The sequence below is a fragment of the Bacillus sp. JK106 genome (assembly GCF_053663355.1).
The window spans coordinates 23852-39058 of the sequence record NZ_JBSJQC010000005.1 but is presented as its reverse complement, the minus strand read 5'-3'; the positions used below and the strand labels follow the sequence as shown (position 1 = coordinate 39058).

Genomic DNA, 15207 nt, shown 5'->3' with positions numbered 1-15207 from the left:
CCCTCACCTCATTCCTTGACCAAATTTGCAAAGTGGTTGCGGATTGCATCATTAAACCGCTGAACCCCTTTGGCTCGTTTGCCGAGCTCGTTTACATCTGACTTGCGCCATTTGTCGTTATCGCCAGTGATATTGCGCTCCAATTGGCGTCTGGCCTTCTTCGCATCAAACATTTTCGTTTCTTTGGGGCGCTTCTCATTCATGGCGTAACGGTGAAACATGGCGTTTCTTGCCATAAGCTCCAATTCATCTATTTCTCGCAACTTGGCCCCTTTGAGCAGAAGCTTGTACTCGTTAGGAGTCCATGACATGATTAAATCCACATCATAAACCCCGAGCCAATGTGCGGAGTTCGTAATTATTTGGTCGTAGTCGATCCCGTTCTCTCTTTGTATGCCTCTTTCATCATCTTCAAGACTTCCTTGCCGTTCTCTTCGTCCTCCAACCGTTTCGCTTCCATTTCCGGTGTTTCGTTCGGAGCCGGTTTCTTCCCTTTGTTCATCTTCTCCATCATCTTCCAGCGCTGACGGATCACACCTTTGAAAAAACCCGCTGAGTCCAGTGTCGTGAATGCTTCATTGATCATCTTGTCAATTGCCTCGCCTGTCTCGTCTTCATCAATGATTTTCATGATTGCTTCTTCAATAGCCTCAGTTGAAGGCTTTTCTTTCTTCAAGTAAGCAAGTGCGCAATCCCAAAAAGCAGAAAGATAGGAAGCCTCTTCATTCAGCAGACTCATGTAAATATTCATTGTGCCGCCTTTGCCCTTTTCGTCCTCAGTGGAGTATTTTTCGTTTGCCAATCTGTCAAAAGCAAAGTCGCAACGTGATTTGTATTCTTTATCTCCGATAGTTAAGTAAGCCATTATAAACCTCCGATTATTTTTGTATGTTAAAAAAGAGCCCGGGAATCCCGGACCCTATGATTCCTTTTCTGTTCGTATCGTAAAATTGGCCGATCGTTCCGATTCCCCGGCCGAGTTCACTGCCGACACGTTAAAAATGTAGTCGGTATCCGGCTTCAGGTTAGGATTCGACGTGTACGAATTCGTTGAGACAGTCGCTATTTTTGCGTAAAACCTGTAAATATTGTAAGATGTCGCCCCTTTCACCGCATCCCATGAAAAACTCACCTGATTTGAAGTGGCGCTTTTCGCAGTTATATTGCGGGGAACGTTAGGGCGTAACCGCTTGTGTTTGCGTAACAATCTCAGTCATTGAGGACTCACCCGCATCGTTCACAGCAGAGACGTTGACCGTGAGTTTCGTATCGGCCGCAATTCCTGTCAAGGTGTGGGATGTGCCAGTGACAGTTGCGTCCAGCTGCTTGCTCGCTCCCCTGTATACCTTATATGAAGTTGCCCCATCTACCGCATCCCATTTCACGGTCACGCTGTCAGCTGTAGCCGTGAACGATAGATTTTGGGGCGCATTAGGGCGTAGTTGTTTTTTTGGCATTCTCGCCAAACTGCATGAACTCTTTGGCACCGGCAGAAGATCTGATCTCGTCAATTAATTCTTGAGGCAGAGGATCAAGTTCACCTTTACGGGTCTTACCGAGAACAGGCAATGTTGTTGAAACCTCAATAAACCCATCTTGCGGTGCACTTTTTTCTAAGTTCTCGATGATTGCATGTCCATATTCAGAATCATGCTTATCGTTTTTGTTTTTATTCAGGTTTACTTTCCATACCTGAACTGTCTCTTCGTTGTCATAAGCATCTTCAATCGCCGTTTGACCTGGATCAGAGACAGCAGCATAATATGTCAGTTCGATGCTCTCAGATTTAGGGCCGTACCCAACAATTCGGCCAGACTTTGTTGATTCATCTTTTGTATCTTGTTCTTTCGTATGACTGCCTTCTGTTTGGAATGCGATAAACAGACCTTCAGTCGAAGTAGCATTCATCGGTTGAACAAAGTAAACCTCATCAATACCATTCAATAAATCTGCCATTTTGTTCATCCTCTCAATTGTTTATTGTGAAGCGCATTCTGAGAATGCCGTGACGCGTGTACCCGTCAATATCGGTGATCACCTGCATGCTGCGCAACTCAGAACGGCATAAAGAAAAGCCCTCTATTGTTAGGGGCCTGCTTGTTAACGCTTGAAGCATGAGGCTCAGAATCTCCATTGCTTCTTTTTTTCCGTTGTAACCTGACCAGCAGTGTAAAACCACATTGATTTCTTCACCGCTGGATGTCTTGGTTTTAAATGGGGATACATCATCATCGCCCATTGTCACATAAGGCTTTTGCTGATCTTTCGGGACTGCATCAAAGACGCCCGTGACGCGCCCGTTCAGCTCTTCGTCTGTTGATAACCTCTTAAATAGAGCAGCCTGCAACGGCCACAGGGCAGATCGCATGATGACAGCTCCTTTCTATCACATTTGACTGGCAAAATACCGCATGCCTTCGTCCACCGCTGGATTCCAGAACGGCTGTGCCCGCATTCCCCGCGTGACCACCCATCTATTAAGCTTGGTGTCATAATAAACCCATGGCGTTTGCCGGCCGCCGCCTTCCTCTGCGTAAATCCCTGTCCCGTATTCCACATATACGGCATAATCGGCACCAACAGAAATAACGGCCCGTAAGCCGCCCTCTTGGTAGTCGATTTCAATTGAATTTTTCAGGTTTCCCCCGTCTATTGCGGCGGTCGGAGCATTCAGAACAGCATGGCTGTAAATCAGCTCGGCCGTGTCTGTGACCAGTTGCTTAATATCATCTATGACCCGGCTTCTGAATTCGCTCGTGGCTCTTTGCATCTGCCTGACCCATCTTCCGCTCACCTCAGCCATTGCCCTTCAGTACCCCCGTTACCTGACATTTCAAATTCATAATCTCATGCATGCCGCCCTGGTCGATCGGATCTGATTTGAGAGTCAGCACCTTGTTTTCGTAGATGATCCGCATTGTCTTCTCAATGTCATTGCGATACGGGAAATACACATTGCAATCAACCGGATTCTGAAGCTGTTGAGCCTGATAATATTCCCGGGACGTAATCCCACCGACAAAGGCCTCTGTTGTGAGATAATCAGTGAATTTTTCAACATAGCCCCCGCCGCCGTCCGGCACCTCTTCCCACCGCTGAAACGTTATGACATGCGGGAATTCTTCATAGATCATCGGAATGCCTTTCTGTATGGGTACAGATTCTTCATAATGTGTTGCGGGAATTCCGTGTTATACGAATATGACACATCCCCCATACTTCTCCCAGACAGACCAGACGGCGTCATATTGTATTCAGCCGCTTTCGCAACAAATATTTTTACACCAGCGGGCAGCGCTTTTGGATCAAAAGTATTTTTACATTCGTCTGCGGCAACCTCAATTAAAATAGGGACAACCTCAGACAAATAAGCGTCATGCTTATCGGTGGTTATCCCTATCATTCGTTTTACTTGTTGGATGTCCATTGGATCACCCTTTCAATTTTGTAAGCAGAGTTTCGCGCTTCATGTTGAAATAACCGGGTATCTCCTGCTCTTTTGCTTTTCTCTTCAGTTCATCAAGAGTCATTTTGTTATAATCCATAGTTTTCAACCGTCGCATTCTATTAAAAGAAGCCAGACCCATGAAGACCAGCCTCCTTACAGCTTGTGTTTGAATGCAACCATCCGAATGTTTTTAGGCTCGTAAACACGTTTCCAGTTGGACGGATCGGCTAATTCCTCATTCGTTGGTGCAAGCCCAGCAACATTGTTTTTCACGAAACGCACTCCGCGTGGATGTAAAAGGAAGTGTTGACGATTAATGAGAATGTCTTCACCTTGCAAACTGTCGCGGTCTACTTCGGTAGGTGTTGGCGCCGCTCCGTTCCCGAGGCCGATTGCTCCCGCACCAAATAAATACGAAGTATATACTTTTCCGCCTTCCTCGAGGGTTTCAACAGGCATGCTGTCATCCACAATAACCCGCTTTTCTTGATAGAATGGAATTTTTGCAGCCGCCTCTGAATCCTTCACAAATTCAATAAGGTTCTGCTTCTTCATTTCCGCATAAGTATTTGAGTGAACCCCGATCGCAGTCAATTTATTCTCAGCATCCCCCATCACATGTGTTGCATCAATGAATGTTTCACCATTGAAAACACCATCTGACAAAGTAGAAATATCAAGAATATTGTCTTTCATCGTTGGTGAAGCGAACACACCTTTCAGCTCTGCTAAAAGTGTTGCTTGTCTGCGTCGTGCCCAATAGCTTGCTACAAGTGCAGCGATCGCGGCCATTGGATCACTACCAGCCAATGATTTTGCCAATTCATTTGCTCCCCATGCTTTACCACGAAGTAAAAGCACCGCTTCATCAAAATCTGATGTGATTTTTTCAGGTGTAAGAGGTGTTTTGTCAGATAAAACTTCATCTTCTCCCTCTAAATCATCCCAAAAAGGCATTTGAATAGTTGTACCGCCTGAAGAGGCTAAACGATCCAATTCCGGATTATTTGAGATAATCCCGCTCTGTTGTAATGCTGATAATTCGGCTGTTCTTTGAATTACATATGGGTTAAAAACCTCTGGAACGATAACGTCCGCTATTTTAGTTGTTGCCATTGTCATTTCTCCTTTATTTTAAATTAAGCTGATGTTCCCGGATCGCCTTTTTCGCCTTTTGGACCTTGGGGACCTGCCGGGCCTTGTGGTCCTGTATCTCCTTTTGGCCCCTGCGGACCGGCTGGGCCTCTATCACCTTTAGGGCCTCTTTCTCCTGCTGGTAGCTTCACATTGCGAAGAAAACGCGGAATGCGTTTTTTCATACCTTCACACCTCCATCACTGCGCCTCTTTTTGCAAGCGCATCGCTAATTCTGGATTCTCTCTAAAAAGGCGCCCTTGCTCAGTCAGGTTCAACGTTTCTTTCTTAAAAGGGTTTGTAGGCGTCTGCGTTCCGGATTGACCGGATACATGCGGCTGCCTACCTGCTAAAGACGGAGCGCCTTTTTGGTCTTCCTCAAAAAGATAGCTGTCGCTTTCCCTGAGAGCCGTTAGCTGTTCGTCAAGACCAATCACCTTGCCGTCAGCTAATTTCAAACCATCAAGATTTAAATTGGCTTTAACAGCCTTGATGTTTTTTGACTTCGCATCCCGCAATGCTGATTCAATCGCGAAGTCAAAAGCCTGCTGATCTAATTTTTGCTGATACTCATCAGCAGTTTTTTTGTTGTCTTCTTGCAATTGTTCAATTGCCGCCTGAAGCTCTTCGTTTCCTTTAGCCTGTTTCTGCAAGGCATTCAATTGCTGGTCCCGCTCGTCAAGCTGGCTTTTCAAGTCCTTCTTCTCATTGTTGACTGCATCAAAACGCTCCTTTGGGAACCATTGGCCGTTACTGACAATATCAATCTTTTGATCTCCGGCTTTTTCAATCACCTGAGCATATAAATCATCACCGAGCAATTCTTTTAAACTCATTTCTTTTTCTCTCCTTTGATGTTTTTTTGCGTGTCCACCTCACGCACAGGATTTACGTTTGTTTTTGCTCTAAACCTTTAAAACGAGCAGCATGCGGCCCCTGACCGTTTCACCCTCTTAACCGCTTGTTGCACCCCTCTTCTATGCAACCACCACATTTCTACTTACTTTCAATAGATTTGTACCACTCTTCATATGTTTGATATGGGATTGTTTGACCTGCTCCGCTGCCGCCTTCCCTCGCCCTTCTCGTATCCGGCAGGACGCCGTTCACTTTAAAAGCAATCGTACAACGGCAGTTTATATCGTCTTTCGCATTATTCATGTGCCCCGGAGCCGGTCCGACGCCGCCGTAAATTGATTTGAACAGCCCATTGCGTTCTATTGTCTTCCCGTCCAGCTTCCTGTGCCCGACTCGTGTTTTAAGATCAAGGGTAGCATTCCACATCTTTTCAAGATTGCTCCGTTTTGAGGCCTTCTCAGCGCTTTCCATTCTTGCCGAGACTTGTACCCTATGAGCTTCTGTTCTCGCCACGTCACGGGCTTTCCTGCGGGCAAATTCGGTTGCTCTTTCAATGCGGCGGGCGATCTTTGAATAATCCTCTCCCGCTTGCAGGCCCTGTGCGACGGAAATTTGAATCTGCCGGACATAATCGTTTCGATGCCGCCTGTATATCGCTGACAAAGTCAATTCGGCTATAGGGTTTAGGAGGGCCTGCCGGATGACTTCGGCTGTTGGGATGCTAAAACCCAAGTTAACCACGGATTCCATTTCAAATAGATAAGCAGAACGCATATAATTCTCTAAAAACTGCTTGGCTGCTAATGCCTCAACAATAGTCAGAATGGTTTTGAAAGCCTTGTGAGATTCCTCGGCCATCCTCTCCATTTCCTTGTTCAGACGATTGTATTTGTTGGCATCGGCTAAAGTAAGCTGACCGTCCTTGCTGTACTTCGCATACAGCCGGGCAATTTGTGCGTTGATCTCCTTTAAGCGAGACGCAAAAACGACATCAATCTTCTGAGCATCCTCAGTGATCATGTCGTCCAGGTACTTATCAATATCATTCTGGTTCATCTTCATCACCGCCCGCGTCTGTTTCCACATCCGTTAATGGCGGCATGCTGTTCCTGTATTCGATTTCTTCGGATTCAATTCGCTTCATTTCAGCTTCTACATCGTCAACCCATGGATGATGAGCGAGACGAGTTTCTTTGCTTAAATCAGTGCTTTGATTACCCATCTGCACCTCTTCAAGTTCATTGGTCATACGTGAACGATTGAATGTCATTTGTAAGAGAGTGTGATCGTATTCCCCTTGGCCGGTCATCCGCAAATATTCAGTGAAAAACCAAAAGAAGGCATGTAAAGCCGGACGGAATTTCCTCTCAGCTTCATTTGCCTTCAGATCAAGTAAAGAATATAGATTTTTAATTGCAACGTTCGTCGGTGAATTTCCCACTTTGTCAGGATTATTGTTAACTCCCTGCCCGAACCGGTATATATTTTCCTCAAGTCGATCAAGATGAGAATTAGAACTATCCATGGGAATTTCAGCAGTTTTCATGTTGAATCCGCCACCTTCACCAACGGCAACCGCTTTATAGTGGCGCAGATTTGTGACAAATTCAGATAGATCATCCGAGTAATTTATCAATTCATAAATAATTTCTTGCATTTCATCAAAAGTATTTGCGTTGTTTGAAATGTTGCTGTTGTATTGATCAATTAAATCCTTGTAAAAAACAAGATCGCTGACGCCTTCTTCATTGTTCTTGAACTCGATTAAGGGGACTTTTCCCCATCCATACCCGGCATTACCTAAATAAAAATGACTCTCCGGGTTTCGTTCGTAGTCAAAATCAAGAACGAGAGTGCCATCGTGCATTACGTAGTAGAATATCTGCTCATCCGTATACAATTCGACCTTACGAGTGTATTCATCATCAATGTTTTTAACATCATAATACCTGATTGCATACAGAAGCTTCCGCTTTTTCGTTGTATCGTATACCGCAATGACTTCTTCAGCAGGAATCCGGATAAAATCAAATTCCCCGTCTTCATCAACAAACGGGTGGAGCCATTCACTGCCCTTATTACTGGCGTTTTTCAAAAGCTCATTCATTACGTCATCAAAATCTTCGTTTACAAACTCGTTGACCAACTCCAAGAACTTTGAATCTTCAGCATTAAAAGTGATTGGTTTCCCGACCAGGTATTGCACTTTCTGTTGGACCAGCAGCTTGTGCCAGTTATGAGAAATACGGTTATTGGGTTTTTCCTTATCTATTTTGCGTACGCCATCCTCATAGAAATAACGCAGTCTTTTTTTTATGTCGGCCTGATTCATGTAATATGCGACGCCCTCAAGCATTCGGTCACGATCTAATTCGTGTTTATCAATCATCTTTTGAATAACCGTAGTGTCCGGCAGAGTATCTGATGTTTCTGCACTGTCCTCAATGATCTTCAACAGCTCTTCTGTGTGTGTTGGTGTTATTGGATACAATAGAAATCAGCTCCTTTCTTTTTATCTCGTCATGACCCGTACGCCCGGCCGCTTCATATCCCGTTCAAAAGCATAACGGGTAGCATCTATAGTGTGGTTATCAGCGTCCTCAAGCTTCGCCTTCGGATTGCCGTCTCTATCAGTCTGATAGTCGATATTCTCGAATTCCCGGGCGATATTAGGCGTTCTCAACGGATCAATGATAATGGCGTCTAAATCATCAAGCCATTCCTCGCCATATTGAACCGAGTCAGGTCCTTTTTTCGCGCCTGTAATGCGCCGGATGCCGTGATCTATTTTCAATTCATCAATACTTTTAGGTTCGGCACTGTCAGCAGTAATTTCTTGACTCTCATATCCTTTTGACCTGATCCATTTTGCCAGCTCTCTGTTGGAAACCTTTTGATCATAAAGCTCATCAATCGCATAGATACTGTTCCGCTTCTTGTCATAGTGCCACCTGACGTAAGCGAGAGGATCAGGACCATATCCAAAGTCAACGCCCTGCCGGATATTGTCGAATGAACGAACCATTTCATCAGTAATGCAGCCGTTCTCGATTTTCAAATTATCAAATGGCACAACACCACTCCCTAACGCTTCGCCGAGATATTCCCATCTGTACTTTAGTGGGTTCCGTTCCTTAACGATCTCAGCCTCTTCCTTAAAGGCTTTTGAGATATAAGGATTTTCGAGATATGTTGAATGATGGATATATGTGTTCTTTGGTACGAATGAAGATTCATATTTTTTGTTAACCCACGATTGCTTTCTTTTCGGCGGATTGTATGAATAATAAAAAGCATAAAAAAGACCGTCCGGGAGTTCAGCCCGCAGGACGGAATTTTCGATCATTGAAATTTCTTCTTCAAGTTTAAATTCGGCCAGCTCTTCGACCCACAGGAAGGCAACCGGAAATTTTGCGATCTTGAGTGACTTGATTTTTGCCGGATCGTCCGCACCCCTGAAGATGATGCTGTTTCCCCTGGGCTTGTACGTGAGCCTCATCGGCGATTTATTGACATGCCAGTATTCACCCACGCCCAGCAGATCAATTGCCTCTTTAAGCTGCTCGAAAACCGATTCCCCTAATGTGTTGGCAACTTTCCGAACCACAAGTGTACTGACCGGGTATTTCATCATGTCGTTTACTATTCGGGTGCCAATATGCGTCGATTTCGAAGAGCCACGGCCTCCCTTTAAGACATACCGAAGATATTTGTGACTGTTGGCTGCCGTCCAGAACGAACGGAATTTCGGCGTTACGATGTCCGATATTCGCTTAACCTTCGTCAACGTCTTCACTTCCTATATCATCAATGATCGTCACGCCGCTGTCTTTCGGAGCGTCTTTCTCGACTTCGTTCCGTGTTTTCTCGATATTCAAGCGCATCTGTTCCAATTTAAGGCGCCTCTCATCTTGCTCATGCGCCAGCTGGTCGAACTGCTTAATCAGACTCCGGAGCTCACCCATTGCCCGAGATTGAGCGTTTAAGAGAGTCGCATGACGATCCCAAGCGAACTGTATTTCAAGTTCTTCTTCTACAATGTTTTTTTCATATGTTAGATTGCCATCTTCGTCCTCATCTTGATGATAAGCGTATTTTGCCTTTTTAAGCTCTTTTGCCGTATCATCTTTATTCTGCACAAACATAATGCGTTGCGCCCGTAGAATGGCTGCATATTGTATTTGAATCTGATCCCATATCATATCAGCAGGGGAACGTTCCTGAATCTCTTCCATGATTTCAAGCGTTTCTTCCGGCAGATACTTTGAAAAGAACCCATGTGATACAGCGTTTTGATTTCTTGCCGGAGCCGCCCCGCCGCTATTTCCTAATGCGTTTTTGTTGCCGGGTTGCCCGCCTATTTTTGTGTGCACACTTTTTTCAATGGGTGCACCCTTTTTCCTTTCCCAACCATGCCGCTGCTTCCACGATTTAATGGTGTTCACCGACACCCCGTACTTCTCGGCAAGGTCCTTGTATTTCATGCCTTTGACGTAATCCTTATACGCCTGAATGTGCTTTTCAGCCATCTACATTCACCGCCGCCCCCTTCTGATTCGTGTTTGTTTCGGAAAAGATATTCCCTCTAAACCGACGCCGTACTCAGACCGTTAACCGCCAATTGTTTTTCTGAGATTTACCGGAATCAGTTTACAGAGAACATAAAAAAGCACCCCGAAGGGTGTCTTATTGAACATTGAATCCTTTTTTCTTCAAAAGTTGTTTTACAAAAATTTTTTTAGCAGCTTCTTTCAACTCAATCCAAGTTTTGTAACTCGAATTCTCCGCAATAAACTTGTCAACATCAGGATTACTCAACGTATCTAAATCTTTAGTTTCATTTAAAACCTGGGGTGCCGCTTTGAAAAATTCTTCTTTTGACTTAAATTGAGTATTTTTTCTTACAAATTCATCATTCACTACTTCTTCCACTGAATAAGTTCCATCTGTAGCAGCCTTGATTTGTTTTTCAAGGTTTTTCATTTGCGCTTCAAAATTCATATTCTCACCTCCCACCTTATTATCGGTTAAGGAGTGTGATAAAGGAACTATTTGCACAATTTGTCGAACGAAAGCGCCCTTCATAAATAGGTGGCAACCGTAAGACGAAAAAACACCCTTTTGACAGGGTGCTCATTTTCGCCTATGTTTTTGAAAATCCAAAATATCCTCTTTCAGAAAAAGCCTGTCCCGCGGCATTTCTTTCATCGGCTCCAATTCCCCGGTCTTTACTAACTGGTTCAGATACTGACGGGTGAACCCCAATATCTCAAGCGCCTCACTTGTATTGAGTATCTCTTCATTCAGGAATTTCTTGATGGCGTCACGCTCTTTAGGCTTGTACATTTTTGAATCATCCTTTTTTCTCGCGATATTTCAAGTAAAGGGAAAATGCTTTCTCGATGATCGAAACAACAAATAAAATGATCAGGCTAATGTCGAGAGCCGTTTTCAATGGTCCCGCTGCCACATCCTGACGGAAAAACAGCATATACGCCAGGGCGAGAAGAACAACAATATCGGTGGTGGACTGTACACTTTTCATTTTTTGAAAGTGGCTGGCTTTCAGGTATTTTTCTTTAGTCGCCGCATTTGCTATACTTGGAGCAAGGGAGAAGCGCTACCTTCTCCCTCGGCTCAAAATCATCTGCGCTTTCTTGGACGTCTGCGTTTTTTGATTTTGGGCTTTTTTGCTTTAAGCTTTTCCCTGATGATGAGGACTTTTTCAACAACTGTGAGAGTTGTGAGGATAATCCCCAGTACCAATGCGATTTCAGCCACTTTCTTTCCCTCCTTTCTATACTTTAATTATACCTCAACACTTTACTTACGTCAAGTAATTTCATGGGCTTTTTTCATTATTTCTCCAATAAAAAAGAGCCTATTCACGCTAAACAGAATAGGCTGTGATCTGCTCTATTTTTCATTTTGAGGCGGGAACGTTCTATATTCTTCTGCACGGTTCCTTTTTTAATCCCCAATAACTGCGCTATCTCTTCGAATGACATGTTTTGCACAGCGTGCATCATGAAAATGTCTTTTTCTCTTTCTGTGAGGACGGAAAGGGCATCAGCGATTCTTTCCTTATCCCAATCACTTACCTCTCCCTCAACTTCTTGAACGATTGCATATTCTTCCGGCAGCGCATCAATTAAGCGCGGATCAGCAAGAATCGTCCTTTGATATGCGTCTCTTCTGTCAGCACCTCGGCGGGCGCCCGGCTGTCTTCCGTTCTGCAGCCATTCAAGAGTGAATTCAATATCGCTGATCATGCTACTGATAATCTTTTTGTCGTTGATCTGTTCAGCCTTCAGATTGACTTCGGCCGTATCTTTGTAGAGCCGGTACATTTTTCTTGTTTCTCTTAAAGCTCGTTTATATTCAATGATTAAATCTTGCATTCTGATTCCTCCCCTTATTTGCGCTTAAATGCGCCGCCCTTGCCTCGTTTAAGTCTTTGCATGTCTTGTCCCATCATTTGCCGCCAAAAGCGTTCAGATCGCTCCTGCGCGTTTTTATTGGGCTTTTTCTTTTTCTGCTTCATGACATCCCTCCGCTCAAATAAAAAACGGACACCAATCAGAGCACAGTGATTCTGTGCAATGATCAGTGTCCGCAGGCTTTCCGTCTTGGACTTATTCAGTTAGATTCGTTCTTATTCTTCTCTACATACTTATCAATATCTTGAAAAAACGCCGCGGCCGTGAATGCAATGATTGAGCCTATTAATGTGATATTCGCCTTCATGTCCGGCCTGTATTCGTACTGGAAATAAAACCAGAATCCTAAACCCATCAGCATAAAAACTATTCTCAGCGCCATCGAATCCCCCTTATTTGATTTGAAATTTTGCTGATTCAAATGTCCCGATGTAGTTCCGCTTGCCGGAATCAGAGTAGCAGTCCAGCTGGATGACATAGGTTCCTTTCCCGGTCTTATTTCGGATCGTTTTCACGTTGAATGATTTCAGAGGCGTTGCCGTTTTGAAGCTGCCCCGCTGTACTAAATTCGTATCAGTAAGCCCGCCGCCGCTGCGCTTCTTGTATACGCCGGCAGTGTAATAAAGTGTGCTTGATCCTTTTTTCTCGGCTTTCCAGTCCACCGTTGAGGCGCGGGCCGTGTAAGTCGCGGCATCCGTAAACACCCGGCCGCTGTACCCAGATTCGTTTTGCCAGCCGGACCATGTGGCGGAAGCAGACGACGCAACGGCCGCCGCTCCCGTAAGAAATGCAGCTGATAAAATGATTGATTTGAATAGTTTTTTCATTATTTTCCCCTTCCTAATTCACAAATAATTAACATTTATTTACAAGGATAATCGTTATTTTGCTCGAATTCTTACTGTGTTCCATAAAAAACCAAAGGAGTGTTTAAAATGAATTTCAAAAAGATTGCTGTGACTGCACTATCGATTCCTGTATTAGCTTTTTCAATTAGTGGTATGGCTTCAGCTAAGGAGATAACTCCTCAAAAAAATGAAATGCAAACAACTATATCTCCTGGTCCAATTAAAGCCTATTACGATACTTTTGAAGTGAGAGCTGGGGGTTCTAAACAATTAGATGCAAAATATTTAGGATCAGGATTCGCTTATCATTCAGATAATAGCGCTGTTTTCACAGTAGATACCAATGGACTTGTCCGTGGCAATAAAGCTGGAAATGCATATTTAACTATATTCAAAAATGGATCAGTATACGGTCAGTTACACGTATTTGTCTATTAATTTTCTAATAGAAGAGCATTCTAATATGCTCTTCTATTTTTCCACTTCACCACCTATGCAGCGCCCACAATGCGGGCAGCGGGCATCTGCGCGGATTTCTAAATCAAGTTTTTTATAATCTCAGTCCGGGCAATGATATTCGATCATTTACTATCCGCCCATTCATCAAAGCTGTAGGGGTAATCAACACTTTCAATGAAACCAATCTCCTTCGCCTTCTGACGGATTTTCATACATCCTTCATAGCTGTAAGCCCATATTTCTTTATAATCCCTCAGCTCGCCGCATTTCCCTGTTATGATGAATTTTCTGAAGCTGTTGACTAGTTGCCACATGTTGCCCCCATGCGAAAAACCATTTGCACGCCCGTATCCCAATTCATATGGGTAAACGTCAGCGCCCGTGTAATCATCAACGAAGAACAGTTTTTTCTTAAACCTGAAATACGCTATACGATCCTTTGACTTGCGGTAGAATGTACGATGATCAATGCTTGCAATAAGCTTGATCAAATCGTTTATGTCGTTCATTCGTTTCAATTGCTCTGTTGTTGGCATAGGGTTCCCTCCTGATCAAATAAGCTGAGTTGAGTGATTTTATAGTTAAACAGCAATAATTCTTCAGCTCCGCGGCTTTTTCCGGATCCACCGACAACCTGTTTGTATGCGGAAAAGGTTTCTGACTCCCAGTTCGGGTAGATCTCGAGTATCAAAGGATCATCGTAATAAGAAAGAACCACTTTCCCTTTGACCTGATTAAGCAGCCGGGCCAGTTCCCGGTGATCCTCTTCGGTAAAGCCGCCAGCATAAAACCGTTCACGCCCAACATATGGTGGATCCACATAAAACAGAGTATCCGGGCTATCGTATTTCTCGATGATGTTACGAAAATCCTTACATTCGATCATGACGCCCTTCATACGGTTGGCGAAAGACTCGAAGGCAGCGCAGGCGCTTATGTATCCGCCAGCAGGGTTCTGCCCGCTTTGTGTGCTATGCCTCCAGCCTGTCTGCGGCACTTCCTCCGCGTTCCCCTTACTAATGCCGGAGCGATTCATATAAAACCACCTGACAGCCCGGTCAAAATCATTTTGCGGGTAATCTTCAGTTTTCCATTTCTCATAGAGCGCCCGGCTGTACGGGATGGATTCGCAAGCCTGCTGCATGGCCTTCGGATCCTTTCTGACTTGCATCAAGAAATTCACCACATGGCCGTCAATGTCGTTATACACTTCATGTCCCATTTGCGGCTTATTCGCTATGACATGAGCCGCGCCGCCGAAAGGCTCGACGTACACCTTATGGGCGGGCATTTTATTTATGATCTGATCGGCGTATTTTGCCTTGCCACCGAACCAGATTAACGGTGAGCGTGCCATCCCTTAACCCCCGATCAGATTCGGCAGGACAGCGACAGCGAAGAAGAAAAGCCCCACGCATGCCCCGACCAGCCAGATATTTGTTTTATCCCGTTTAGCGATAATGGTATCGCCGATCATTTTTAGATCGTCAGACCGAGCGACAAGCGTCGGGATGTAGTCCGGGTGAACCTTTAAAAGCTCGGCCGCCTGCTCGACGGTCATTGCTTCGTCCTTCGTGGCCTTCACGTTCCGTTGCAGTTCTACTTGTAATGGCATCATTCCGCATCACCCTCCAATCCTCTGCCTTCAAGAAGATCCTTCGCATATCGTGAATAGCTTTGAATTACTAATTCAGGCGCCGTTCTCACTGTTTTCATATTTGCGAACAGATGTAAGGCTTTTCTGAACCTGTCATTCTCTTTTGTAAGCCGCAGTATCTCTGCCTGAGCCTGCCGAAACTGATTGACCGCGATTTCCTGCTGCCGCTGATTCTCCCGATTCATGGCCTGTTGCATGATTAACTCTTCCGCGAGCTTTTCGGCCGCTTCTTCTAAAGAAATTTGCTCGGGTGCACTGGCCGCCGTTTTCGAAAGGGTGCAAATGTAAGAGCCGGTATATAAAACCTCACCTTTTGACAAATTGATTCTGAATTCTTTCATGCCCGTTCCTCCCCCGCAGGGG

At 44.6% G+C, this 15207-nt stretch carries 28 protein-coding genes and 1 pseudogene; 1 reads left to right on the top strand and 28 read right to left on the bottom strand.

Annotation, left to right across the window (positions count from 1 at the left end; translation table 11 throughout):
* Positions 1 to 8: 8 nt before the first annotated feature.
* From ACWJJS_RS17735 to ACWJJS_RS17620, 24 genes and pseudogenes are all read right to left on the bottom strand, one after another.
* Entirely contained in the window at positions 9 to 323 is a 315-nt protein-coding gene (locus tag ACWJJS_RS17735; RefSeq protein ID WP_454023769.1) for a hypothetical protein, read from the bottom strand.
* Between the two features lie 35 nt (positions 324 to 358).
* A complete protein-coding gene (locus tag ACWJJS_RS17730; RefSeq protein WP_003155845.1) occupies positions 359 to 865 on the bottom strand; it encodes a tail assembly chaperone in 507 nt (168 codons plus the stop codon).
* 54 nt (positions 866 to 919) lie between these two features.
* A complete protein-coding gene (locus ACWJJS_RS17725) occupies positions 920 to 1207 on the bottom strand; it encodes a fibronectin type III domain-containing protein (RefSeq protein WP_454023768.1) in 288 nt (95 codons plus the stop codon).
* On the bottom strand, positions 1176 to 1457 hold the full coding sequence (locus ACWJJS_RS17720; RefSeq protein ID WP_017417512.1) for a fibronectin type III domain-containing protein: 282 nt from the start codon (positions 1455 to 1457) through the stop codon (positions 1176 to 1178). Before ACWJJS_RS17720 ends, ACWJJS_RS17725 begins: the two co-directional genes overlap by 32 nt.
* Positions 1432 to 1956, bottom strand: coding sequence for a phage major tail protein, TP901-1 family (locus ACWJJS_RS17715; RefSeq protein ID WP_017417511.1), 525 nt, complete (start codon positions 1954 to 1956; stop codon positions 1432 to 1434). The genes ACWJJS_RS17720 and ACWJJS_RS17715 overlap by 26 nt, the downstream gene beginning before the upstream one ends.
* Positions 1957 to 1969: 13 nt before the next feature.
* Entirely contained in the window at positions 1970 to 2368 is a 399-nt protein-coding gene (locus ACWJJS_RS17710; RefSeq protein ID WP_003155849.1) for a DUF3168 domain-containing protein, read from the bottom strand.
* Positions 2369 to 2386: 18 nt separating this feature from the next.
* Positions 2387 to 2803, bottom strand: coding sequence for an HK97 gp10 family phage protein (locus tag ACWJJS_RS17705; RefSeq protein WP_014471518.1), 417 nt, complete (start codon positions 2801 to 2803; stop codon positions 2387 to 2389).
* Complete coding sequence (locus tag ACWJJS_RS17700) at positions 2796 to 3134, bottom strand: phage head closure protein (protein ID WP_013351229.1); 339 nt, start codon at positions 3132 to 3134, stop codon at positions 2796 to 2798. Before ACWJJS_RS17700 ends, ACWJJS_RS17705 begins: the two co-directional genes overlap by 8 nt.
* On the bottom strand, positions 3131 to 3427 hold the full coding sequence (locus ACWJJS_RS17695; protein WP_013351228.1) for a phage head-tail connector protein: 297 nt from the start codon (positions 3425 to 3427) through the stop codon (positions 3131 to 3133). Before ACWJJS_RS17695 ends, ACWJJS_RS17700 begins: the two co-directional genes overlap by 4 nt.
* Before the next feature lie 4 nt (positions 3428 to 3431).
* The gene (locus tag ACWJJS_RS17690) at positions 3432 to 3587 is read right to left on the bottom strand and encodes a hypothetical protein (protein WP_180375368.1); all 156 of its coding nucleotides are present in this window, start codon (positions 3585 to 3587) and stop codon (positions 3432 to 3434) included.
* Positions 3588 to 3601: 14 nt separating this feature from the next.
* Positions 3602 to 4564 carry a major capsid protein gene (locus ACWJJS_RS17685; protein WP_139890470.1) on the bottom strand — a complete coding sequence of 321 codons (963 nt, stop codon included), beginning with the start codon at positions 4562 to 4564 and terminating at the stop codon, positions 3602 to 3604.
* Between the two features lie 38 nt (positions 4565 to 4602).
* Positions 4603 to 4719 (bottom strand): annotated as a pseudogene (locus ACWJJS_RS17680) (collagen-like triple helix repeat-containing protein); the annotation flags it as partial.
* Between the two features lie 63 nt (positions 4720 to 4782).
* Complete coding sequence (locus ACWJJS_RS17675) at positions 4783 to 5418, bottom strand: phage scaffolding protein (RefSeq protein ID WP_454023767.1); 636 nt, start codon at positions 5416 to 5418, stop codon at positions 4783 to 4785.
* 160 nt (positions 5419 to 5578) lie between these two features.
* Positions 5579 to 6496, bottom strand: a complete 918-nt coding sequence (locus tag ACWJJS_RS17670; RefSeq protein ID WP_454023766.1) for a phage minor head protein — start codon at positions 6494 to 6496, stop codon at positions 5579 to 5581.
* Complete coding sequence (locus ACWJJS_RS17665; protein WP_454023765.1) at positions 6483 to 7931, bottom strand: phage portal protein; 1449 nt, start codon at positions 7929 to 7931, stop codon at positions 6483 to 6485. Before ACWJJS_RS17665 ends, ACWJJS_RS17670 begins: the two co-directional genes overlap by 14 nt.
* Before the next feature lie 21 nt (positions 7932 to 7952).
* Positions 7953 to 9227 (bottom strand): PBSX family phage terminase large subunit, encoded by a 1275-nt coding sequence (locus tag ACWJJS_RS17660; RefSeq protein WP_454023764.1) that lies wholly within the window; start codon positions 9225 to 9227, stop codon positions 7953 to 7955.
* Positions 9214 to 9969, bottom strand: coding sequence for a phage terminase small subunit (gene terS / locus ACWJJS_RS17655; protein WP_454023763.1), 756 nt, complete (start codon positions 9967 to 9969; stop codon positions 9214 to 9216). The genes ACWJJS_RS17660 and terS overlap by 14 nt, the downstream gene beginning before the upstream one ends.
* Positions 9970 to 10126: 157 nt before the next feature.
* Positions 10127 to 10441, bottom strand: coding sequence for a hypothetical protein (locus tag ACWJJS_RS17650; RefSeq protein WP_454023762.1), 315 nt, complete (start codon positions 10439 to 10441; stop codon positions 10127 to 10129).
* Positions 10442 to 10573: 132 nt separating this feature from the next.
* On the bottom strand, positions 10574 to 10786 hold the full coding sequence (locus ACWJJS_RS17645) for a helix-turn-helix domain-containing protein (RefSeq protein ID WP_003155868.1): 213 nt from the start codon (positions 10784 to 10786) through the stop codon (positions 10574 to 10576).
* A gap of 297 nt (positions 10787 to 11083) precedes the next feature.
* Entirely contained in the window at positions 11084 to 11221 is a 138-nt protein-coding gene (locus ACWJJS_RS17640; protein ID WP_162861726.1) for a hypothetical protein, read from the bottom strand.
* Between the two features lie 104 nt (positions 11222 to 11325).
* Entirely contained in the window at positions 11326 to 11841 is a 516-nt protein-coding gene (locus tag ACWJJS_RS17635; protein WP_454023761.1) for a sigma-70 family RNA polymerase sigma factor, read from the bottom strand.
* Positions 11842 to 11855: 14 nt separating this feature from the next.
* Positions 11856 to 11984 (bottom strand): hypothetical protein, encoded by a 129-nt coding sequence (locus tag ACWJJS_RS17630; RefSeq protein WP_014304492.1) that lies wholly within the window; start codon positions 11982 to 11984, stop codon positions 11856 to 11858.
* 95 nt (positions 11985 to 12079) lie between these two features.
* Positions 12080 to 12262, bottom strand: a complete 183-nt coding sequence (locus ACWJJS_RS17625) for a hypothetical protein (protein WP_014304491.1) — start codon at positions 12260 to 12262, stop codon at positions 12080 to 12082.
* Positions 12263 to 12272: 10 nt separating this feature from the next.
* A complete protein-coding gene (locus tag ACWJJS_RS17620; RefSeq protein ID WP_454023760.1) occupies positions 12273 to 12707 on the bottom strand; it encodes a hypothetical protein in 435 nt (144 codons plus the stop codon).
* Between the two features lie 108 nt (positions 12708 to 12815).
* Between ACWJJS_RS17620 and ACWJJS_RS17615 the strand changes: the two genes are divergently transcribed.
* Positions 12816 to 13166: an Ig-like domain-containing protein gene (locus ACWJJS_RS17615; protein ID WP_017417491.1), complete on the top strand. Its 351-nt coding sequence runs from the start codon at positions 12816 to 12818 to the stop codon at positions 13164 to 13166.
* Between the two features lie 143 nt (positions 13167 to 13309).
* Here the strand turns inward: ACWJJS_RS17615 and ACWJJS_RS17610 are convergent, their stop codons facing one another.
* The 4 genes from ACWJJS_RS17610 to ACWJJS_RS17595 are packed head-to-tail and all read right to left on the bottom strand — an operon-like array spanning position 13310 to position 15185.
* Positions 13310 to 13723, bottom strand: coding sequence for a hypothetical protein (locus ACWJJS_RS17610; protein WP_454023759.1), 414 nt, complete (start codon positions 13721 to 13723; stop codon positions 13310 to 13312).
* The gene (locus tag ACWJJS_RS17605; protein ID WP_308837352.1) at positions 13702 to 14544 is read right to left on the bottom strand and encodes a DNA adenine methylase; all 843 of its coding nucleotides are present in this window, start codon (positions 14542 to 14544) and stop codon (positions 13702 to 13704) included. The genes ACWJJS_RS17610 and ACWJJS_RS17605 overlap by 22 nt, the downstream gene beginning before the upstream one ends.
* A gap of 3 nt (positions 14545 to 14547) precedes the next feature.
* Complete coding sequence (locus tag ACWJJS_RS17600) at positions 14548 to 14805, bottom strand: hypothetical protein (RefSeq protein WP_150941133.1); 258 nt, start codon at positions 14803 to 14805, stop codon at positions 14548 to 14550.
* A complete protein-coding gene (locus ACWJJS_RS17595; RefSeq protein WP_454023758.1) occupies positions 14802 to 15185 on the bottom strand; it encodes a hypothetical protein in 384 nt (127 codons plus the stop codon). The genes ACWJJS_RS17600 and ACWJJS_RS17595 overlap by 4 nt, the downstream gene beginning before the upstream one ends.
* Positions 15186 to 15207 lie beyond the last annotated feature (22 nt).